This is a genomic window from Duodenibacillus massiliensis, assembly GCF_900128485.1.
Taxonomy (GTDB): domain Bacteria; phylum Pseudomonadota; class Gammaproteobacteria; order Burkholderiales; family Burkholderiaceae_F; genus Duodenibacillus; species Duodenibacillus massiliensis.
The window spans coordinates 374086-395332 of the sequence record NZ_LT635860.1 but is presented as its reverse complement, the minus strand read 5'-3'; the positions used below and the strand labels follow the sequence as shown (position 1 = coordinate 395332).

22 protein-coding genes are annotated in these 21247 nt (G+C 55.1%); 18 read left to right on the top strand and 4 right to left on the bottom strand.

All coding sequences use genetic code 11. From position 1 onward, the window contains the following. The first annotated feature begins 22 nt into the window (after positions 1–22). Both BQ7486_RS12255 and BQ7486_RS12250 read left to right on the top strand, forming a co-directional pair. A complete protein-coding gene (locus BQ7486_RS12255) occupies positions 23–484 on the top strand; it encodes a CapA family protein (protein WP_235836759.1) in 462 nt (153 codons plus the stop codon). Positions 485–498: 14 nt separating this feature from the next. After that, positions 499–1320 (top strand): CapA family protein, encoded by an 822-nt coding sequence (locus tag BQ7486_RS12250; RefSeq protein ID WP_235836758.1) that lies wholly within the window; start codon positions 499–501, stop codon positions 1318–1320. 104 nt (positions 1321–1424) lie between these two features. On the opposite strand, the gene BQ7486_RS07345 is transcribed toward BQ7486_RS12250, so the two are convergent. Together BQ7486_RS07345 and BQ7486_RS07340 are read right to left on the bottom strand one after the other, a co-directional pair. Beyond that, entirely contained in the window at positions 1425–2576 is a 1152-nt protein-coding gene (locus BQ7486_RS07345; RefSeq protein ID WP_074009538.1) for a porin, read from the bottom strand. A 964-nt stretch (positions 2577–3540) separates the two neighbouring features. After that, a complete protein-coding gene (locus tag BQ7486_RS07340; protein ID WP_235836757.1) occupies positions 3541–4017 on the bottom strand; it encodes a TIGR04076 family protein in 477 nt (158 codons plus the stop codon). A gap of 130 nt (positions 4018–4147) precedes the next feature. Between BQ7486_RS07340 and BQ7486_RS07335 the strand changes: the two genes are divergently transcribed. The 8 genes from BQ7486_RS07335 to BQ7486_RS07305 all read left to right on the top strand — a co-directional run bounded on the left by BQ7486_RS07335 (position 4148) and on the right by BQ7486_RS07305 (position 11533). Then, positions 4148–4873, top strand: coding sequence for an FAD-dependent oxidoreductase (locus BQ7486_RS07335; protein WP_084765785.1), 726 nt, complete (start codon positions 4148–4150; stop codon positions 4871–4873). A 35-nt stretch (positions 4874–4908) separates the two neighbouring features. Then, on the top strand, positions 4909–5346 hold the full coding sequence (locus BQ7486_RS07330; RefSeq protein WP_074009537.1) for a transposase: 438 nt from the start codon (positions 4909–4911) through the stop codon (positions 5344–5346). Positions 5347–5712: 366 nt separating this feature from the next. Continuing rightward, positions 5713–6888, top strand: a complete 1176-nt coding sequence (locus BQ7486_RS07325; RefSeq protein ID WP_074009536.1) for a hypothetical protein — start codon at positions 5713–5715, stop codon at positions 6886–6888. A gap of 328 nt (positions 6889–7216) precedes the next feature. Beyond that, positions 7217–8293 carry an IS5 family transposase gene (locus BQ7486_RS07320; protein WP_143183096.1) on the top strand — a complete coding sequence of 359 codons (1077 nt, stop codon included), beginning with the start codon at positions 7217–7219 and terminating at the stop codon, positions 8291–8293. A 226-nt stretch (positions 8294–8519) separates the two neighbouring features. Then, a complete protein-coding gene (locus tag BQ7486_RS07315) occupies positions 8520–9407 on the top strand; it encodes an FAD-binding protein (protein WP_235836756.1) in 888 nt (295 codons plus the stop codon). A 121-nt stretch (positions 9408–9528) separates the two neighbouring features. Beyond that, on the top strand, positions 9529–9894 hold the full coding sequence (locus BQ7486_RS12245; RefSeq protein ID WP_084765778.1) for a hypothetical protein: 366 nt from the start codon (positions 9529–9531) through the stop codon (positions 9892–9894). Further along, positions 9869–10030 (top strand): ATP-binding protein, encoded by a 162-nt coding sequence (locus BQ7486_RS12240; protein WP_235836755.1) that lies wholly within the window; start codon positions 9869–9871, stop codon positions 10028–10030. Before BQ7486_RS12245 ends, BQ7486_RS12240 begins: the two co-directional genes overlap by 26 nt. Positions 10031–10402: 372 nt before the next feature. After that, positions 10403–11533 (top strand): Fic family protein, encoded by a 1131-nt coding sequence (locus BQ7486_RS07305; protein ID WP_074009534.1) that lies wholly within the window; start codon positions 10403–10405, stop codon positions 11531–11533. A gap of 36 nt (positions 11534–11569) precedes the next feature. Here the strand turns inward: BQ7486_RS07305 and BQ7486_RS07300 are convergent, their stop codons facing one another. Then, on the bottom strand, positions 11570–12310 hold the full coding sequence (locus tag BQ7486_RS07300) for a MipA/OmpV family protein (protein WP_074009533.1): 741 nt from the start codon (positions 12308–12310) through the stop codon (positions 11570–11572). Positions 12311–12518: 208 nt separating this feature from the next. Here BQ7486_RS07300 and BQ7486_RS07290 point away from each other — a divergent pair, with 208 nt between their 5' ends. Beyond that, positions 12519–12845, top strand: a complete 327-nt coding sequence (locus BQ7486_RS07290; protein WP_074009531.1) for a hypothetical protein — start codon at positions 12519–12521, stop codon at positions 12843–12845. A 27-nt stretch (positions 12846–12872) separates the two neighbouring features. After that, positions 12873–13283 carry a copper resistance protein NlpE N-terminal domain-containing protein gene (locus BQ7486_RS07285; RefSeq protein ID WP_074009530.1) on the top strand — a complete coding sequence of 137 codons (411 nt, stop codon included), beginning with the start codon at positions 12873–12875 and terminating at the stop codon, positions 13281–13283. Between the two features lie 132 nt (positions 13284–13415). On the opposite strand, the gene BQ7486_RS07280 is transcribed toward BQ7486_RS07285, so the two are convergent. Next, the gene (locus tag BQ7486_RS07280) at positions 13416–13667 is read right to left on the bottom strand and encodes an autotransporter outer membrane beta-barrel domain-containing protein (protein WP_074009529.1); all 252 of its coding nucleotides are present in this window, start codon (positions 13665–13667) and stop codon (positions 13416–13418) included. 449 nt (positions 13668–14116) lie between these two features. Between BQ7486_RS07280 and BQ7486_RS07275 the strand changes: the two genes are divergently transcribed. The 6 genes from BQ7486_RS07275 (at position 14117) to purN (ending at position 21243) form a co-directional block, all read left to right on the top strand. Next, the gene (locus BQ7486_RS07275) at positions 14117–16723 is read left to right on the top strand and encodes a molybdopterin-containing oxidoreductase family protein (protein WP_074009528.1); all 2607 of its coding nucleotides are present in this window, start codon (positions 14117–14119) and stop codon (positions 16721–16723) included. A gap of 12 nt (positions 16724–16735) precedes the next feature. Further along, positions 16736–17320 (top strand): 4Fe-4S dicluster domain-containing protein, encoded by a 585-nt coding sequence (locus BQ7486_RS07270; RefSeq protein WP_022373411.1) that lies wholly within the window; start codon positions 16736–16738, stop codon positions 17318–17320. Next, a complete protein-coding gene (nrfD, locus tag BQ7486_RS07265) occupies positions 17317–18198 on the top strand; it encodes an NrfD/PsrC family molybdoenzyme membrane anchor subunit (protein ID WP_074009527.1) in 882 nt (293 codons plus the stop codon). The genes BQ7486_RS07270 and nrfD overlap by 4 nt, the downstream gene beginning before the upstream one ends. Before the next feature lie 1113 nt (positions 18199–19311). After that, positions 19312–19950 carry a zinc ribbon domain-containing protein gene (locus BQ7486_RS07255; protein WP_143183094.1) on the top strand — a complete coding sequence of 213 codons (639 nt, stop codon included), beginning with the start codon at positions 19312–19314 and terminating at the stop codon, positions 19948–19950. 85 nt (positions 19951–20035) lie between these two features. Then, positions 20036–20392, top strand: a complete 357-nt coding sequence (locus BQ7486_RS07250; protein WP_143183093.1) for a hypothetical protein — start codon at positions 20036–20038, stop codon at positions 20390–20392. A gap of 185 nt (positions 20393–20577) precedes the next feature. After that, the gene (gene purN / locus BQ7486_RS07245; RefSeq protein ID WP_022373329.1) at positions 20578–21243 is read left to right on the top strand and encodes a phosphoribosylglycinamide formyltransferase; all 666 of its coding nucleotides are present in this window, start codon (positions 20578–20580) and stop codon (positions 21241–21243) included. Positions 21244–21247: the final 4 nt, after the last annotated feature.

Sequence of the window (21247 nt, the reverse complement as noted above, 5' to 3'; positions counted from 1 at the left end):
GCAACACAAAGGAGAAGAGGTTATGGCTGTCCGGATCATTGCGGCGGGTGACAGTTTTATCACGCGCCGGCTGCCCGAAAAGGGTTACGAAGGGTTTGAGGAACTCGCGGGGCTCATCCGTACCTTTGATGCGGCCTTTGTCAATCTCGAGTCCACCTTTCAGTGGCACGAGGGAACGCCTGCGGCCACAAGCGGCGGCACCTGGGCGATGTCGCCGCCGGAAACCTTGGACGACATCCGGCGCTTTGGGTTTAACCTCTTTAATACCGCGAACAACCACACCGGTGACTACAGCCAGGACGGGATCCTGGCAACATTGCGGCACCTAGAAGAGCGCCAAATGGTCTATGCGGGCACCGGCCGCAACCTCACTGATGCGACGCGCGCAGCCATGCTTGAAACGCCCCGGGCCCGCGTTGCAATGATTGGTGTTACCGCGACCTTTGCGCCGGAAGCTGCCGCTGGCACCCAGGGCCCGATGTGAAGGGGCGGCCCGGTTTGAATCCTTTACGCTTTAAGCGCATCCACCACGTCAATGCCCAACACTTTGCAATGGCCAAAGAATTGGCGGACGTGACGCTCATTAATGCCGCCAAAGAACTTTCGATTGCCAACGGCTACACCAATCCCTTCCCGGAAGGTTCCTTTACGCTTGGAAACATTGAGTTTCGACTGACCGACGGCGCTGAACACGTGGAGACGGTTCCGAACTCCAGGGACCTCGCTCGCATTACGGCAGAAGTGCGGGAAGCACGCCGCCAGGCCGACGTGGTTCTCGTGAGCCTGCACGCTCACGAGATGCGGGCACGGAAGAGTAACGAACCCGCAGAGTTTCTTGAAACCTTTGCACACGCCGTGATTGATGCCGGGGCAAACGCCGTTATCGGGCACGGGCCCCATGAGATGCGCGGCATTGAACTCTACAGGGGCGGCGTCATTTTCTACAGTATCGGGAACTTCATCTTTGAGACCGAGACCGTGGCGGTGCAACCGGCGGACGCCTTCTTAAACAAGGGCTTTACGCTGGACACGAAGGTTGGCGAATACATGGATCAGCGAAGCCTTAACGGCACGCGTGGTTACGTTGTGCAGGAAAACATTTGGCGCGCGGTGCTGCCGGGCTTTACGGTGGACAATGGGCGCGTGACGGAAGTGAAGCTCTATCCCGTGGATTTGGGGCAGAAGTTGCCTCGGTCGCAGCGGGGGCTGCCGCGGTTAACCAGGGCGAGGGAACCGATGCTTTATTTGGCTGGGCTCTCCAAATCCTATGGTACGGAGATCTCCGTGGATGAAGAGGGCGTGGGAAGCATCGGACTCTGAAACTGACGGGCAACGAAAAAGCTCCCGAACCTTGCGGCTTGGGAGCTTTCCTTTTTAAGCCCTGTCACGAGGGGCAGGGCTTATCAGTAATCACGCAAGTCGGATTAGAACTTGTGGATCAGGCCAACGATGGCTTCAACAGAGGTCGGCTTGACCTTGTCGGCGGTACCATTGGCTTTGTATTCGTCCTTCGTGTAGGAGAGGGTGGAGTACATGCTGGTACGCTTGCTGAAGGTGTAGCTGTAGCCAACAGCGCCGGTGAAGCGCTTCAGAGAAGCATCGGAGTCATCGACGGAGTCAGCATCGAGGTAGCCGGCGTAGGCAGAAGCGGTACCGCCCATGACAGGAACGCCAACACCGAGGCCAAGACCCCAGCCCTCGGCACCCAGGGAGCCGAGCGTATAACCCGTGCCAATCTTAGCCTTGTTCGCATCATCGATCACGTTGGTGGTCGCTACCGTCTTGGCATTGTCGAAATACTGGCCGCCGAAGTAGACCTTGGCAACCTGGAAGTCGTAATTACCGCCGAGGGTAACCGTCAGGGCATCGTCCATGTCCTTGGATACAGCGCCCGAGCCGAAAGACTGGTAATTGGTGCTGTCCACAACACCAACGAGGGTGAGGCCGGCGCCAACAAACTTGGCACCAATGCCGTAAGCTCGGTCGGTGTCAGATTCATTTTCCGTGCCGCTGCTGCTGACGCTGGAAGAATACTGAGCGTAAACGGTCAGACCGCCAAAGGACGGAGTCATGTAGGTAATCGTGTTGTCAAAACGGGTAAAGCCGTTGGCACCAACGAACTTAAGACCGCTGGTGGCATCACCGTAACCTGTGGAGAACGGGCCCGTCACGCCGAGCAGGCCGTAGGAGCCGTTGGCGCTGGCAAGCTGGCCGACGCGGCCGAAGGAAACGCGGCCGAAGCTGCCGTCGACGAAGAGCTGAGCTTCACGGTCGAAGAGACGATTACCCTTCTTGTCGCCGAGAGCACCGGTATCGGCGTCGAAACCGTTTTCAAGGACGAAACCAACCTTAACACCGTTGCCAAGGTCTTCCGTACCCTTCAGGCCGAAGCGGGAGCCGCTGTTGGCACCGGACTTCATGTCGACTTTGTTGGTTTTGTCAACGCCGGCTTTATCAGCATCAAGGTTCTGATAACGAACACCGTAATCGACCAAACCGTAAAGGGTCACGTCAGCAGCGACAGCGGAACCGGCAAAAGCGCCGAGAACAGCAACTGCAGCAAGTGTCTTTTTCATTTTAGGAGATCTCCAAAATTCTTAGCTAGCCGCCGGTGTAGTCATGCCGCTTCAAACTCTTGCAATAAAAGCGGCCGCCAGCGGGCCTTTCTAGGCGTCACCATTATGTGTTTAATCAGAAGCACATACAAATATTCTCCGATTTGTTAAAACTCCTACAGTATTAACCCTGAGACACAAATTGCACAGTCGCTTGAAAATCCAGTTGTGGCGCGGTTTTCAGCTATAAAAAAACTCCCCTTGACAGCGTAAATCCTCAAGGGGAGTTCTGGTTCAACTCATGTCGCTAATTTCGACTTAAATCAGAACGTGTGACGCATACCGACGAAGACATTGGTGGTCGTCGGCTTCGTTGAGGTCGTACCGGTGTCCTGATCGTCCTGGTAGTAGGCAGCAACGGCCGAGCACAAGACAGACCGTGACTTCCGCATCGAGCTTCTGATGGCGCAGGCCGGGTTTTACACAATTAAAAGCGTGGACCGGGACCGGATGGTGACGCTTACCTCGCCCAACGCCGAAGGGCGCCGGGCGATGCTGGCAAGCCGCGCCCACCGTCTGCTCGGTCGGACGACGTTTGCTGGCTGGGCTCGGGCTGAAGACGTACCGGCTGATCCCCTGGATGCCGCCGACTACTTTTCAATGCTCATGAACGGAATTTCCCGGCAGAGGTTTCCGGTGACTGATGCTTTTTATTGCCTGCGGTATCTTGAGATTCTGCTTGCCGACCACGGTTTTGACGTTGAGGTTTCGACGGACACGGATCCCATGGAACTGAGACTTGCTTTCCAAAAGCGCCCTGCCGTGTTTCTTTTTGCCTGGGCGGTCTTGGAGGAAGACGTTGAGACAGCTTTATCCGCCCTTGAACGCGGATTGCGCAGCGGCCGGAGGAGAAAGGCGATCCGGTCTTTCCTCTCATCTGGTGCGAGGAGACGGACCGCTTTGTTTCCCGGGGTGCGTCGGAGCATCAGCCCGTGTAGGCGTTGTCTTTTGTGTTGCGGAAGTTTTGCTTTGCGAGCCACTCACGCTCTTCTTCCGTTTCCGGAATATCAATGCGCTCAATTTTGAAAATCACCGGACGCGTGCCGTCGTTGCAGCAGGCGATCATCATGCGGTCGTCGTTGGTCCACTTGCGCATGATGGCCCCACCCTGAAGCGCCGCGTAGATGTAGCGGCTCACCGCGCCCCAGGCTTCCGCGCACGGCCAGTTGCCGCCGCCCACGCGCGTAGCCTGACCGAGATGATAGAAGCCGTCGTTTTCCGGAGTACGTTCAAACAGAAACTCCTGTCCGGCTTTAAAGCAGGGACAGGGGCCGCTTTCGGGATCGGTGAGAAATTTCTTCTGCAGGTCCGGAAAACACTTCGTCTCGAGGACCGTAACTTTGCACTGATACTGCAGGGTCTTTTCTCCTGTGGGTACGTTTCCCATCATCGTGCCGACCATGGCGCACTTGTGTCAAGTGAGCTTTACGGCAAAGATTTCGGATGACATTTACCGTGAAAGCGCGTAAAACCCGCGCTACATCGTCCGCACCCCGTGTGGACACGCAAAGACAATACAGAAGGAGTCAACCATGACAGAACTCTCCCGCCGCCGTCTGATTCAGGGAGATGCCCTGACGGCAGCTGTTGCGGCCGTCCCCGCAGCAAACGCTGCCGGTAAACCCAAGTTTGACGAAATGCACGACGTCGTTGTCGTGGGTTCCGGCTTTGCGGGACTTGCCGCAGCACTTGCGGCCCGTGAGGCCGGCGCCGATGTCCTTGTCATCGACAAGATGGCCTTTGTAGGCGGTAATTCCTCGCTTTCAGGCGGCATGATGGCCGTGCCGGGTTCGAGCGTACAGAAAGCTCAAGGCATCAAAGATTCGCCCGCACAACTCATGGCCGATATGACCCGCCTCGGGCTGGGCTTAGGTGATCCCGACCACATCCGTTTTGTCTGCGAAAAGGCTTCAGACACCTTTGAGTGGACGCGGCGCTACATCGGGGTTGAGTGGAACGAACACTTAACCGGCAAGGGCGGCCACTCGGCCTCGCGCTGCATGATCACAAAGCAGGGGACTGGCCAGGGGATCATCGTTCCGGCTGTTGCCAAACTCGAAAAGCTCGGCACCGAAATCCGCACGGGTGTTTTCATGGAAAAAATCCTTCGGTCTGACACCGGCTGCGTCACGGGCGTTGAGGTCCGTGAGGGAAGCTCTTCAAAAACCCCTGTTACCATGCCGAATGAAACAAAAATGTTCCGTTCGGTTTTTCTTTACAACGTCAAAAAAAGTTTTTTTGACATAAGAATAGTATAATTCTATGGTAAAGATATGTGCAATCGGGTAGCGCTATGGGAGAGCTATTCAATGGTCAATTGAACTTTGCAGACATTGAAGCTGAAAAGTATCTACAGCTTCGTCGGGCTCATGCTGATCGCCGTGTGAATGCCATGGATCGCTTGACAGATGATGTAATCAACGAGTTGATCCAACTATGCCTGCCCCACTACCCCATCAAAGCCGGCGAGACGGTTCAACAAGTAAGGCCGTATACGCGCCTTGAAACAATGGTTCGTGTTCACCTGCTTCAGGTCTCTCTCAATCTGTCCGATCCGGAAATGGAGTCATATTTGACGAGCGACATGGTGGCTCGCAGCTTCTTCCGCGTGTCCAGCACACGTCTTTTCATCTCAGATTCGACGATACTGCGCTTCCAGCATTTCATTGAACAACACGGGCTTGCGCAGAAATTTCTCGAGCGCACGGTAAATCTGGCCGCATTTGAGTGAAGCTTTTGGAAGCTCCTCAGACTTGAAAAGCCCTGTTGCTCAAGGTGTATTGACATTTGACGCTAGTATCTTCTTTTGAGTTTCAGTCTTGACGCATTCCGTGATCTGCGAACGAAATCTTTCAAAATTGCAAATATCGATTTCCTTGCCCAAAGGGCTTCCGAGTCTTTCAAGAACCTTGTGCGAGATTCCTGGTTGAGCAAACAAGGAGTTGCAGAACGGAAGGGAGTCTTGTAAAAATATTTTGTTTGTAGTATTAGTATTCTTATATAACTTTTAGCCTTTTTTGTGCCTACCGCTAGCGAAATCTCATATCAACGCCTGTCCCACAGCCTTTTGTTTCTTAGTCCCCTTAAGATAACTATCATGAATTACTGCAATATTTCTGTTAAATCAATTATCAGCTCTTGCGCGGTTGTCTTTATGCTTCCCGCTACAGCTGGTCTTTTCGACGCTTCCCCTTCTGACAAAGTAAAGTCAGCAGTCATAAATTCCGACACAGGACTGACTTATAAACAGTTTTTCTCAGGCTACAAATACGCTAAATCTGTAAATTGGTCTGAGACTAAAATCGAAGGGGGGCGTGTAGCTGCAGCCGTTGCCAAGGTTGTCTATAAAAATACGGAAAACTTCAAACAAAATCTACAAGCCGAATTGGAAAATCGCCGCAAAGAGGAAATTGCCAAGCTCGAACTTGAGATTCACAACGAACAGGCCCTACGAGTTCAACGTCTTAATCTCTATGAAAAGGATTTTGAAAGTACTGGCCATGTAGCCGGTCTGAATATGCCTCCTTATCTTGAGTCAGTTGCTTCTAAAAATACCGAAAAAGAATTCAAGAATAACGGCATTCTTCCTCAGCGTGACTACTGTGGCCAGATCCTTTGTATTCATTATCCATTCAGTAGTAACCAATTTGAGCGCGATCTTAAAATAGAAATAGATTTTCGTGAGTCAGATCTAAGTCGCATCAACGATATTATTGCTGAACATAGCAAAACGCTCGAAACCATTCCCGCGTCCAACACTTATCGCCTGAAATCTGCCGAAAAAGATCTCGCTTCATCACGGCAGAAGGCAGATTACCTTAAGCAGGAACTCAGTATTGCACGGGCGGTTCTGTCTGCATATCCATCTGCCTATGAAAAGCATTTGGCCGATGCAAAGACTCAAGTTCGCAAGCTCTATGCTGACGAAAAAGAAAAAGCTAAGACCTTTATCAGTCAGCAAAACCTTTCCAAACTCGAAACCTTGAAAAAGCCTGTGAAAGAAGTCAACGCAGGTTCGTGGGCTGATTTGCGTGAAATCTCGGATACATTTGTTTTCGTCCCACTCAAAAACGGCCAAATTAATTATCAGGGAGGTGAAACCCGCTTTACGTGGGCTGATGGCAAAACGGCCATCATTCCTCGGCAGTCACGAAGTATGGAAGCTGTGATTTTTCAAGCCATTCAGAGCCAAAAACCAATTTGGACTGCACCTGATGATCTGCCTGTCATCGGCTATAAATATGTTGAATCAGCTCATAGCTCCCGACAGTAAGGGACTTCCATAAAAAACTGCAAGGATCGCAAATCATGCGATCCCTTTTTTACGAGGTTGCCAGTCGTTGAGCGGACAAGCACCACCAGCCTCGACAGGAAAATCTCGCCCTGGTTGGGGTATAACTCCCCAACCAGGGATCAAGCCAGTCTCATCACAACTTTAGCCTGTATGTTGAAAGTTGATGCCTTAAGGAAGCTCCTCAAAAACCCCTGTTGCCAAGCCGAATGGAACAAAAATATTCCGTTCGGTTTTTCTTAACAACGTCAAAAAATGGTGTTTTTTTTGCCATAAAAATAGTATAATTCTATTGCAATGATTCCTACAGTTGGGTGATGCTATGGAAGAGCTATTCAATGGTCAATTGAGCTTTGCAGACATTGAGGCCGAAAAGTATCTGCAGCTTCGTCGGGCTCATGCTGATCGCCGTGTGAATGCCATGGATCGCTTGACAGATGACGTAATCAACGAGTTGATCCAACTATGCCTGCCCCACTACCACATCAAAGCCGGCGAGACGGTTCAACAAGGAAGGCCGTATACGCGCCTTGAAACGATGGTTCGTGTTCACCTGCTTCAGGTCTCTCTCAATCTGTCCGATCCGGAAATGGAGTCATATTTAGCGAGCGACATGGTAGCTCGCAGCTTCTGCCGTGTGTCCAGCACACGTCTTTTCATCTCAGATTCGACGATACTGCGCTTCCGGCATTTCATTGAACAACATGGGCTGGCGCAGAAATTTCTCGAGCGCACGGTCAATCTGGCCGCAGAGGCCGGAGCCTGTTCATTTGAAATGGTGGCGGCTGACGGCACCTTTATCGAAGCGCCGTCATCAACCAAGAACAAGGCTCACGCCCGAGATCCTGAGATGGCTTCAGGCAAGAAGGCCAGCACCTGGCATTTCGGGATGAAGGAACACATTGCCGCCTGCTCTGAGTCAGGGATCATCTACGGCACGGTCGCCGCACCGGCTAATGAACATGATATTACTCATCTGGGTAACCTTCTGAAGGGCCTTGAGAAGATGGTCTTCCTTGATTCCGGCTACATCGGTTGCGCCAAGCGCGCTGAAATTCAGGCGATTCCTTTCAAGGATGTGTCCTGGTACATAGCAGCCAAGCCAAGTGCATGGAAGAAGGAATTGTCAATCAGTGAGAACTTTGGAGGCGAACTTGGTCAAGCGATCGCCGAATGCGTGAACGTAAAACGACAATTGGAACACGCGAAAGCATCGGTACGATGCTCGATTGAGTGGAGCTTCCTCTGGCTGAAGAGGATTTATGGCTATGCCAAGGTTCGTTATCGTGGATTGGCGAAAAATCACAGTCGAGCGCAAACGTTGTTTGCACTATACAACTGCTACCGCTTGCGCAAATGGTGCGCTCCGCCAAAGTTGCCTTGCTGATTAGCCCTGAAATTCCGACCTGTGCTTCGTCTCGAATAGCATAGGGATGATCTGACTCTTGAAAACTGAAATTGACTAATTTATAGGCAATTATCGAGTTGTTTCTACGTTGTTCAGTAGAATCGAATGACTGCAGTTCATAGGAGCTTTCAACAGTTTCCGGCCCATAGCCTAGAGCCCTTCATTTAAACAAATCTGCTTACCCCATCGTTCAGAGATGGGGGTTTTGAAGAGCTTCCTGAGGATGAAGCGCATCGGCGCTCGCAAAGCCGTGATTCTTGCCTGCGGCGGGTTCGGAGCGGACGTCGCCTACCGCAAGCGCCTTGATCCCAAGCTCGGCGAGAAGTTCCTCACTACAAACCAGCCCGGTGCGACCGCAGAAGCCTGGCGTGAAGTAAGCCGCATCGGCGCCCGTGTGATTCAGGCCGACTGGATTCAGTGTCTGCCCTCGTGTTCTCCCAAAGAGCAGGGGATGGGCATTGCCACGCACTTTGCCTCGATTTCCGCAACGCTTTTCGGCTTCTGGGTTTCAAGCCTCACAAGTAAGCGTTTTGTGAACGAATTCGGTGACCGCAAGCTCTGCACCGATGCGATTCTGAACGTCATCAATGCCGGAGGCGAAGCTTTGGCTTTTGCCGATGACGACGGTGTGCGGCACCTGGAAGTCCTCCGGCCCGGACTTTTTGCAAAGATGCTCGCCGCAGGAACCGTGGAAAAGTTTGCCGACGCCCGCGCTTTGGCCCGCGCCTACAAGATGAATGAGCGGGAACTCAGGGCTACGATTGCCCGTTATAACGCGCTGCTCGCGAAAAAGCAGGATACCGACTTCGGCCGCCCCTTTGATAAGGCCGCCAAACCGATCGGAGAGGGGCCCTATTACGTCTCCCGCATGAGTCCCAAGGTGCACCACTGCATGGGTGGCGTTGCAACCGACATTCATACGGCTGTGCTTGATGTGACGAACGACAAGCCCATCCCCGGGCTTTTTGCGGCCGGGGAATTTGTGGGCGGCATTCACGGTGCGGTGAGAATCGGCGCCTGCGCCGTGCTCGATTGCCTTGTGAACGGCCGCGAAGCCGGACGCGCCGCGGCAGCGGTCAAAGCCTGGGCGTAAGTCCTGAGAGGAGCCGCTTTCTGTCTGAGCGGCTCCGTCAGTGGTCAGTGACGTAAGGCCGCCAGTCTTTGGGCCGGGCAAAGTCCGAGACGGGTTCCTCGCAGGAGCAAAGCCACTGCCAGTGCGCGACGTGATGGAAGTGACCGCACGGCTTGAGGCGTTTGAGAAAACGGCGCCGGACGAAAAACCGGCGGCCTGGGCGGGGTTGATTGCCGGGCTTGTGCTCGCGGTGGGCGCCGGTGCCGGCATCTACCTTTACCTCGGGGACTATTCGGCCCTGGGTGACAAGGCTGTGGCGCAGATTGAAGCCGCGCGTAACGCCAACGTCACACAGAAGTCCTTTGACGACAGTATTGCGGTGCTTGAACGGGCGGTGGCGGGCAACAAAGACCGCGACAACCTGGAAGCCTGGTCGATTTTGGCGGAAAACTATTACAACACCGAGGACGCTGGTTGTCAGTGTGCTGCCGGTAAGGCATTGGGCTGAATTTCTTAACGATGCGACACTGGCCGATTCAATTTTGGACCGACTCGTTAAATCCAGCCATAGACTGGAAATGGACGGTCCTTCCATGAGAGATAAAGCACAGTACGGAGCAATTCCAAGAATTAAACGCGACTGATTGAACCGATAACACGACTTTCCCACCGCTCTCCCGGCCTACAGCCCACTTAGTAGGGTGAGCGGCCGGGAGAGCCGTGGAAAAGTCTGCGCTGTCCGTACGCCGTCGTCCTGCGTTCCTCCAATAAAAAAGCGCCGAAGCTTAACTCGCTCGGCGTCGTAACGGACTGTCCCAATGTTTGAGAAAGGGGGTGTCCCAATGTTCGATATACACCGTCCCAATGTGTGTGAAATTCCACACGAAGAGCCTTTTTTTGAGAACTTTGGCGTCAGAAGAGGAAAAAGCTGCTTGCTGCTCACACCGCAGGATTTCCGGTGTGAAGCGATTACTCGGCATAATTGCTTCAGGATATGAGGCGTTTGTGAGTGCGCAATGAAACACTATCTTTGGCAGAACAAAGACTGGCCGGATCTGACGTGGTCCTGTGAGAAACTGCTGCGCCCGTTGTCCTGTGTCGGAAAAGCCCAGGGCGCAGTGTCGGCGTTACTGATGACACTTCCTGAGGAAGACCGCGCTCAGTATTGCGGAGAGTGTCTTGCTGACGATATCACGGCGACAGCGGCCATCGAAGGGATTGGCCTGGACGCCAAAGACGTGAGGCTTGCCGTTGACGGTACGGCGCGTGTGAACAGCGTCATTTTCGGCAAAATCTCACCGACCGCAGAAAACTTGGCAAGGCTTCATTGGAATGCGTTTCTTGAACGTGAAGCGCTAAGTAAGGCGCGGCTCTTGGCCTGGCACAAAGCTCTCTTTTCCGGCTGTTGTTTACCTGAAGCCGGCTTCTGGCGGGCTGATGCGATGCGCGTGGTCTCGGGCTGCACTAAGAACCTGCGCGTGCATTTTGAAGCACCGCCGCCCGGGCGTGTTGACCGGGAAATGCAGGCGTTTCTGACATGGTTTAACGGAGAGTCTCTTACGCTTGACGGCGTGATTCGGGCTGCCATCGCGCATCTCCGGTTTCTTACCGTTCATCCGTTTACCGACGGTAACGGCCGCACGGCGCGTGCTGTGACGGACCTCGCACTTTCTCAGGATGCGGATTCACCATGGCGGTCCGTGAGCCTTTGGAAAACAGTCTTTGAAAACCGTCCCGACTACTACGCAAACCTTGAAGCCGCACAAAAGGGCGGCACCGATATCACGGATTGGATCTTGTGGTTTCTGGCCATGGTGCAGGCGGCAACCGACAGCGCTTTTACGCGTCTGCAGGCGCTGCACAGGCAAACGAGTTTGTGGCAGAACTTTTTGGCTTCAGGTGCCACCGCCCGTCAGCGTGCGGTGATTGCGAAGATGAAGAAAGATCGCGAGCAAGGAGCGGCACCGCTTATGACAACGCGCCGCTACAAAGAGTTGACCGGTGCGTCGCGGGCCACGGTCTGGCGAGAAATCGAGGCGCTCTGCGCAGCCGGAATACTCAGGCAAACCCGTGCGGGCGGCCGCAGCACGGCCTATACGCTGGTTGATGCGGAAGATGCCGGTGACAAAAAAGGGCGCTCCTCATAAGAAGCGCCCCCTGCGGCCGGAAAACCGGAACAGGTCTTAGTCGAAGTGATACATGACGCCCGCGCCCACGGTCCAGGCGGCAGACTTCCCTTCGGTCATCGGGCTGTCCTTGACTTCGCTTGAAAGGAACTTTACGTAGGTGCTTCCGAACACCGTCCAGTTGGCGTCGATGCGGTGCGCAACGTTTAAGCCCAGAACAGGCGAGATGCTCGAGTCGGCCTTGTAGGCGGCCAGGCCGCTGCGGCGGGATTCGGCTGCGGAAATGCCATAGTAGTAATCGTTAAATTTGGAGTCGGCCCACATAAAGCCCACGCTCGGCGTGACGGCCGTACGGTTGATGAGCCAAGTGTAGCTGTAGCCGCCGTGCACGAGGTAGCCGTCGCTTTCGCCCAAAAGGTCAGCGGTGATGCCGAGCGTCACCTTGCCGAACTTACCCTCAAGTTCATAGGAAAAGTCCGCGGCAAGCGTGCTCTTACGGTCATTGAGCCGGTTGATTTGCGCATCATCACTCTTACTAGTGTCGAAGTACTGCGGCATCCAGCCCAAGCCGAGTTTTACCTTCTGATTTTCGTTTTTAAAGAGAAAGGCGCCGGCTTCAATACCGTCAACGTAGAAGTGATCGCCTTCGTACTTGATGAGGGGCAGGGGATAGACCTGCACGTCAGCGTCTTTGTAGGCGGGGAAATTCAGAAACGTCGTGGCGCCGATTGAAAGGTCACCAGCGGCAGCGGAGAAGGAAGCTGCGGCAACGGCAGCCGCAATAAGAGTCCGGGACATTTTCATTTGTTCAGAAAAATGCGCGGCAGGACCGCGCGGAAATTGGATTTGGGCGCAGTATAAAGCGTTTTCTCATAAAAAATGAACGGATGTTCAAAATTTATGAGATTTTTATGTTTGACTAAGTCGCCCCTAAGGGAAGCCCCCCGAAAGAGGGCGGGCGCGGGCCTGATTAAAATGACGGACATTACTTACTGGATTTGCTGTCATGCCCGTTAAAGTCATGTACATCGTCGGGATCGGCCTCATCATGATGTCGTTGCCCGCACGTGTTGAGAGTCTGTATCTTCCGCTTGCCGCAGGCGTTGCCTTCGGCTTCATTATCCTTACGTACGCGGCCTGGAAGGTCTTTCCCAAATCAATCCTTCCCTGGCTTTTTGCGCTCTGCGTGCTTGTTTTCAATCCCTTTCTGCCGCAGGACCTGATGAGTCAGGAAAACTGGGCGATGCTTCACGGCTTTGCCGGGTGCGCTCTGCTTTTTTATGCGTTTAATCTTGAAAAGCGCATAAAAAACGACAAGAGCGACAGGTCCTGACCGCCTTAACCACCAAGGAGAACTTCCATGCCGATTTCTTTTGTGCGCCGGGTTTTTTTGGGCGGCGCCTGTGCTATCGCCGCGCTTTTGGTTGCCGGCTGCAGTCATTTGAGTAACGAAGTGAAGACAAGCGATGTGGCAGGTGTCTATGAGGCGCTTTTACCCTGCGCTGACTGCCCGGGGATCCGTATGTCGCTTTACGTGCGTGCCGCGGGCAGCTACACCCGCGTGATGTGCTATGAGGGTTACACCAACACCTTTACGGACGGCGGCAACTGGGAAATGAAGGAAGACGGCGCGATTACGTTTTATCCGGCCGCAGACAACGAAGATCCCTGGTACGCGGTGGCAATTCCGGGCGGCATCCGGCTTCTTGACCGCATGGGTAAGCCCATTGAAGGGCGGCTTGCGAAGTTCTACGACTTAAAGAAGAACTGACGCAGCGTTTTTCTTTCGCCCAACAAAAATCCTCCGGGAGACAAGGTTTCCTCGGAGGATTTTTTGGGGATTAAGAATCCCGCAAACGCTTCACGGGGAAGCGTTTTTGGAGGTTTTCGTGAGACCTGAGTCTTAGAAAGCGATTCTCAGCGTGGCATTAATGCCGTGCGTCTTCTGGTCAGAGCCCAGAGAGGCACCGTAGTTAATGCCCACTGTGGCGGATTTGGCCACCTGAGCGGTAACACCCAAGCCGACGTTAAAGAGGCCCTTCAGTTCCGAGCCTTCAATTTCGGCCCAGCCGCCGTTCTTGCCCAACTGCAGGCGCGTCACGCCTTCGGTGTCGCCGAAGAAGTGAGAGTAGCCCGCGTCAGCCTTCACAGCCACCCATTAGATGTCATACTAACTTTCGCCACCCCTTCAACCTTTCATGGAGTGGCAAAACATGCGATATTCGCAGGAGTTCAAAGACAGCATCGTAGCGCGCCTGCTGTGCTTTGCCGTAAAAGTCCTGAGGATTATCCCTATAACAAATATGGTAAAACGCTTGCGCGGCAGGTCTTGCTGCCTTGGTCAATCCATTGATTTTGAAAGTTAACTCTTCCTCGGAAACAGTGTTTTCCGCTGGGGCCGGTGCATCGGCAAACTTGTTCGGAAACCATCTGAGTTGACTCAGGTCAATTACCTAGGATAATCCGATTGGGTTTTTTCCTCCGGCGGTCAATAATCTGCAGAGAAGGCATTGCTGAAATGCATTCAGAAAAAGGAATGCTGCCAAAAGAGGAGCTGAAGCTCCCAAACGCGCATTCCCGACAAATACCCTGTTGGAGAAAATTATGGAAAAGGTGACACACCGTCCTCAAACGCCGACGGTCTCACGCCGTACGCTTTTGGGTGCGGCAGCAGCCGTAGCCGGAGGCACGTCGGGCGTTTTGGGCTGGACAGCCGCAGACGCCGCAACGGCCCGTGAAGTGGAGGCTCTCAAAGCCGAAGGCTGGGAAGCGCATCCCTGCGCCTGCATGATGTGCGGCGGCTACTGCGGGCTTTTGGCCATGCATAAAAAGGGCGCGCCGGTATCGCAGGAAACGGTCCGCATCATGCCCAATCCCACGCATCCGCAGCGCGGCTGCTGCGCCCGCGGGGCCTCTGCCATGTGGGTGTGGAATCATCCGCTGCGCTTAAAGAAACCCTTAAAGCGCGTGGGCGAGCGCGGTGAAGGAAAATTTAAGGAAGTCACCTGGGACGAAGCGTTGGACGACATCGCCGCGCGCGTTAAAAAGATCGTCGAAACCGACGGCGAGCGCGCCGTTTCGATGACAAGCCACAACTACACGGGCCTTCAGAAGTGGTTCGGGTGTGCTTTGGGCACCCCCAACATCATCAGCCACTCTTCTACCTGCAATTCAGCTTCCATTGCCGGCCGCCGCATGGTTTTCGGCAAGGGCTTTGACGGCGCGGGTAAAGTCGAACCCGACTACGCGCGCTGCAAATATCTTCTCTGTGTGGGCCGCACCCTTAACTGCGCGATGGGCGTTTCTGCCGTTGTCGCACGCGCCCGCGCTGAAGGCGCCAAGGTCGTTTTCGTGGATCCGCGAATGCCCGAAGGCGCTTTGACCGGCGCCGAATGGGTAGCCATCCGCCCGGGCACGGACTCGGCTTTTCTGTTGTCGCTTATTCACGTGGGCCTGAAAGAGGGCCTCGTTGATACCGGATTTCTCGCGCACCACACCAATGCCCCGTACCTTGTTGAAGAAGGCACACTGCGTCCGCTGGCAGCTTCCGAACTAATCCAGGGAGCCCCGGCTGACGCGTGGGTTGTGACGGACACGGCTAAAGCCGCTTTTGCGCCGATGGGCGTTGTCAAAGACGAAAAGGGGACGGTGAAGGGCTTTGCCGAACCTGAAGGCGTGATGCCGGACGTTAACTGGAAGGGCACCGTCACCACCACCGACGGCAAGACCCTTAATGCCGAAACGGTGCTCACGGCCTTTAAGCGGGTGTCGGACAAGTGGACGCCCGCGGAAGCCGCGAAAGTCACAGGGATTCCCGCGGCCGTCATCACCCGCATTGCGCGTGAGTTCTTCACCAGGGGCGGTGTGGCCGACGACGGCTGGTACGCGTCCCGAAACGGCAACGACACCCGCGACTTTGCGCTTCTTTCCATTATGAATGTCTTTGCGGGTAACCTCGACAAAGAAGGCGGCTTCGTTGTCACGCAGGGCGGGGGCTTTAAGGCGCCGGGCGTGAGTTTCTCCGGCGGCAAAGGCAAGGGCCCCGCCGGACAAACCTGGACCGGGACCAAGGAAAAGGCGCTTGATAAGGTGCTTTATCCCGAAGGCTCCGGAACCTACTCCGCTATTTTTGAAGCGATTGAAACAGGCAAACCCTATCCCATCCGCGCGGCCTTTATCACCGGCACCACGATGTTTCACCGTGAGGCCAATTCCGCGCGCATGGAAAAAGCGTTGAAGGCACTGGACCTCGTGGTCGTGCAGGATATCCTGCCGCATGAGATCTGTGACTGGGCTGACTACGTGCTTCCCTGCACGTACTTCCTTGAGTGGCATGAGTACGGCGGCGTGAAGTGGGCGTTAAACGGGAACGTCCAGATTAATGACGCCGGTATCAATCCCCCCGAAGGGTGTGATGCCCGCGAAGAAGTCTGGCAGTTTGCCGAGATTTTGCGCCGCGCCTTCCCGGATCGCGCCCGCGACCGCCTGGGTTACGACCATGAAATGAAGACCCGCGCGGAATTTAAACAGTGGTACAACGCCTTCCAGGACAAGGCCTGGGCGAAATTCATCGCGGCTAAAAACGAGGCCAAACCCGGCGAAGGCGACAGAATTGCCGCTGACGTCGCCAAACAGGGGTGGAGTCAGACGGCCGTCAAAAAGTTCGGGGTCTATCCGTACAAAAAGCCCTTCGGCACCTTCACGGGTAAGCCTGAAATCATCTCCTTTATGTTTGAGGCGAAGTACGGGAAGAAAGGCGCTTCGGGTCTGGCTGACTGGGTGCAGGCTCCGGGCTACACGCAGCCCAAGCCGCTTTCTGACGAGTTTTATCTCGTAAGCGGCAAAGACAGTGCCTCAAGTTCCGGGACCTGCGTCTTTACGTGGCCTCAGAAGTTCCTCGGAGACAGAAGTCTCTGGATGAATCCGACGGATGCCGAGCGCCTCGGGATCACCTCGGGCGACACGGTGGAAGTCACCGGCATTGACACGGGGGTTAAGGGCAGCGTGACCGTGAAGGTCACCAACCGCGTGATGGCGGGTTCTCTCTTTTCACATTCCTTCTCCGGGGGTGTGCGAACGAAGCATCTCATTGATGCCAAGTACGCCTGGGTGAAGGAAGGCATCAATTCGCACTGGTTCTGTACCGGTTACCGCGAACCCGTCACCGGGGTGCTTTCCAACAACAGTTCCGTGCGCATCCGCAAAATCTAAAGAGAGGACACCATGACAAACGCAAAAAAGAAACTGGTGCATCTCTTTGATGTCACCCAGTGCGTGGGCTGCAAGGCCTGCATCGTTGCCTGCGCAGAAACGAATTACCCGGATATGTTAAATGAGGTGAATTCCGCCTGGGACGGGCTTCCCGCCAACATCCGCGTGATGACGCTGGAAAAAGCCCGGCGTCCCGTGCAGCTTCTCGTTCAGTGCCAGCAGTGCGATAACGCGCCCTGCGTCACCGTGTGCCCCTTCGGCGCGAACTTTCACGATCCCGCCACCGGCAACGTCAAAACCGATCCCAACCGCTGCATCGGCTGCGGCTACTGCGTGACGGCCTGCCCGTACGATGTGCGGTGGCTGCACCCCAAGACCGGGCTCCCGGTGAAATGCATGGGTGAGGGCTGTGAAAAGCTCACCGCGGCGGGGCAACTGCCGGCCTGTGTGTCGGCGTGCCCTGCCGGCGCGCGCAGCTGGGGCGACATCAATGACCCGGCAAGCGAAATCTCCCTTCGTGCCGCCAAGGGCCGCACTGAACGGCTTTTGCCTCAGAAGGGCACCAATCCCAACTTCATCGTGGTGGTCGCAAAATGACAGCAGACATTCTTACCAATCAGGCTGCGGCAAGCCACTGGGCCTGGACTATTGCGCTTTTCCTGTGGCTGGTCGGTCTTTCGGGCATGGCGCTCTTTTTAAACCTTTGGCTTAAATCCCGGCGCGTGTTTTATACGGCAACCGCGGCAGCGGTACTGGGGACGCTTCTTGTGCTCTCGCACCTGGGGCGTCTGCTTAACCTACCGGCGGCCGCATGGCACGCGCTCACCAACTGGAGCCTTAACTTCTCAAGCTGGATGTTTATCGGTATCTGCATTCTCTCGGTGCTCTGCATCGTGACGATACTGCAGTCGGTTGCGCTCTGGCGCGGCGCGAAAGCCGGTAAAGACTGCCCATGGGCAACGTCCTCGGGAATGGCCTGGTTTGATGCGGTCTTGGGCGTAGCGGCAACGGCCTATTCTGGCTTTCTGTTGACGCAGGCTGTGGGCGTGCCGCTCTGGAACACCGCAATCATTCCTGTGCTTTGGATTTTCTCGGGCCTTGCGTGCGCCGTGGGACTCGCGGAAATTCTCAACGCCGGTCAAAAGCTTGAGCGCGGAGAACCCGCCTGGCTTTACAACGTCTCTTGGGGCGTACATATCGGCGAAGCCTTTGTGCTCTTTGCCTTTGTGATGACCGCCTTTAACGGGTCGACCGCGGCTGTGACCGGAGCCCAAAGCCTGGTTTCGGGCGACGCCGCCTGGCTTTTCTGGGGCGGTGCGGTTGTGCTGGGGCTGATCCTGCCGATGGCGATTGCCTGGATCGCCAAGGGGTGCCGCATGATGGCTTTTGCTTCGGGCGTCTGCGCTATTTTGGGCGCTCTCGCGCTGCGTGCAGCGGTGCTTTTTGCCGGGTACTTTGAACCGGTGATCTGGTAAGCGTGAGTCTTGGCCGTTAAAGGCCGGACACAGAAAACCGCAGTTCGGGATTTTTCCCCGGCTGCGGTTTTTTACTTCAGTTGCAGGAAACAGGCGGATTTCTGAGACAATTAAAAGACGGCTCCGGCGGCGCCTGTGCTGAAATGCTCCTGACATAACCTTTCTTCAGGGAGACGAACCGTGACCATCCGTAAAAATTTAGCCAGCCTTGCCGCAGCCTTCCTGGCGGCCTCTGTTTTCACAGAATTTCCCGCAGGAAGCCCGGGGCTTGAGCCCCGGGAGGAATGCGGGCTTTCGAAATTTTTTTAATCTTGGCCCAAACGCAGCCAAACCATGCACATAGTTTTCGCTTAAGGTATATTCAGCCGCTATGAAATCGCGCACACCGTCCTTTGTCATCGAGCTGGGCCTGAAAACCGGAGAGGATCGGGAAAGTGCACTGGAGACCTACTTCTCCGATGCACGCCAGCTCTTCAATGCTGTTCTCGGAACGGCAAAGAAACGTGTGCGCGCCATGAAAAGCACTGAAGCATGGAAGCTGACGGCCGCGATGCCCAAGGGCAAAAACCGTAACAAGCGGTTTAAGGAAATTCAGAAGTCCGCCCACCTTTCCGAGTATGCCCTGCACGATGTCGTGAAAGAGCACCGTGCCAAGGGCGGCTTTACAAAGCGCATCGGCATCAACGAAGCGCAGAAAATTGCCACACGTGTCTGGCAGGGCATTGAGCGCTGGCTGCTTCATCAGGGCGGTCAGCCGCGGTTTAAGAGTGCTAAACGGGGCTTGCACAGCGTTGAGGGAAAATCGAACAAAACAGGGTTGCGTTGGAAGGCTAAGACGTGGACGCTCGAGGTTCTGGATCTGGTGATAAAGGCTGAAGCCCCGGATGCCTGGCAGAAAGAAGCTCTTCTTTCAGCAACAGATCCGTCCGGCTTTAAGCGTGTCAAATACTGCCGTCTTGTCCGGCGGATGATCCGCGGCCGTATGCGCTACTTTGTTCAGCTCATTGTCGAAGGCGTACCGCCCGTCAAGCACGTTTATGCTCCCAAGGATCTCAAGGTGGCTGTTGATNCGCCTTTCCGAATATGCCCTGCATGATGTCGTGAAAGAGCACCGTGCCAAGGGCGGCTTTACAAAGTAACCAGGTGTTCGGCAGGGCCGGCACCGTCATTGTGGAGAAGAACTCATACAAAGCATTTCAGAGAGCCGGATACGGCAAGAGTTTGGGCAAAAGCGGTATTGCAGGATTGATAACCCGGATGACAAGTAAGGCTGAAAGCGCCGGCTGTTGTGTGGTGAAAGTCAGTCCCCGGAAACTGCGCCCGAGTCAGCACGATCCCGAAACGGGAACGTACCGTAAGAAGGCTCTTTGGGAGAGAAGTCATCAGTTGGGAGACACGGGCTGGTACATGGACCGCGATGTCGCGGCCGCCATGAACCTGTATTTCGCGGATCCCGCCATTGACAGCTACGATCTGAAGGCTGAGCAATCAGCGCTTGCGAGGCTCAAACAAGTCTCAGGGAACGCCGGATCGATAGTGCAGTACAAACCAGCGAATCGGCAAGACGAAGCAGTCCTTCGCCGGAACCGACGGATCGAGCTGATGAAGCCCGTACCCGTAGAGCGGTTGCGTTTTAAATGTTCCTGTGGTGCAGGGGACGCCCGGGCAGACAAGGCCTCAAAAACCTTGCCTGTTACGGGAAAGCCTGCACCGTGTCAGGAAACCCCGCGCTTTCAAGCGCGGGTTGTTTAGAGTCTTAGCAGCCGAAACGGGAGAGCCGCCGAGCCAAGCGCTTGGTGACGCAATCCGCGCGCGCTCGCCAAATTTCAAGCGCGGGTTGTTTAGAAATCCCGTTGTCGTGATGATGGCCGAGCACGACTCGATCGTGGATACCGAAGAGCTTCTTGCTCTTGTTTCCCGTCAGATGGTCAATCCCCAAAGCCGCATCCTATGGTACGGAAATGAGAAGACCGTTCAAAAGCTTGCCGCGAGCGACACGCGCGTCATCGTGCGCACGGACGTCGTGCCCGAGTACCGCGTTACGAGCTTTTCGCACATGGGGATGCTCTACCGCCCCGAAAACCCGAAGTACGGCGCGGCGGGCTCCGACCGCATCTGCCGCAAAGAAGGCGAAAAAGCTTCCGGCAGGCTTTGCCTTGAGGCTCCCGAGGACGCCGTCTTTTACGGCGCCTAGGGTGAGAAAAGCGCGGGAACGGTGAGGGCGCGCCTCACCTTTAATCCCTGGTACGCAGCGCAGGAAGCCGATATCCGTTCCGTCATGCGCTGAAAAAAAAGGCCGTTGACCTCGTTTTCAGCGTCTTGAGCGGCTAAAATTCCCGGCATCGCGGCGTCAGTCGGCTTTCTATTTTTTCCAAAACCATGAAAAACATTGTCATTCTTCTGTCCGGAAGAGGCTCGAATTTTGTCTCCATCGTCAAGGAAGCGGAGCGTGCCGGCTGGGCAAAAGAGGGGCTCAAAATCGCCTGTGTGGTGAGTAACCGTCCGGGCGCAGCGGGCCTTGAGCGCGCCAAAGAGTTCGGCATCGACGCTTTCTGCGTGGACCATAAGACCTATGAAACCCGTGAGGCTTTTGAAAATGCCGTGATCGACATTCTTGACCGCTATGATCCGGCCGTGGTGGTTCTGGCGGGCTTTATGCGCGTTCTGACGCCCAACTTTGTGAATCATTTCGGCGGCCGGATCCTCAACATTCATCCGGCGCTTCTGCCTTTGTTTAAAGGCCTTGACACCCATCAGAGGGCATTGGACGCCGGTGTGCGGCTTCACGGCTGCACTGTGCACTTTGTGTCCGCAGAGCTTGACGGGGGCAGCATCATCGGGCAGGCCGCGGTGCCGGTGCTTGCAAGCGACACTGCTGAAACTTTGGCTGCGCGCGTCTTACGCCTTGAGCACATTCTTTACCCCCGCGCCGTTTATGCGGTGGCAAGCGGCCGCGTCAGAATCGAAAACGGCAGGACCGTAACGGACGATGAGACTGCAAAGTACCTCGCAATCTTTGATAAGGACAACGCCTCTGCGGCCTAAATCA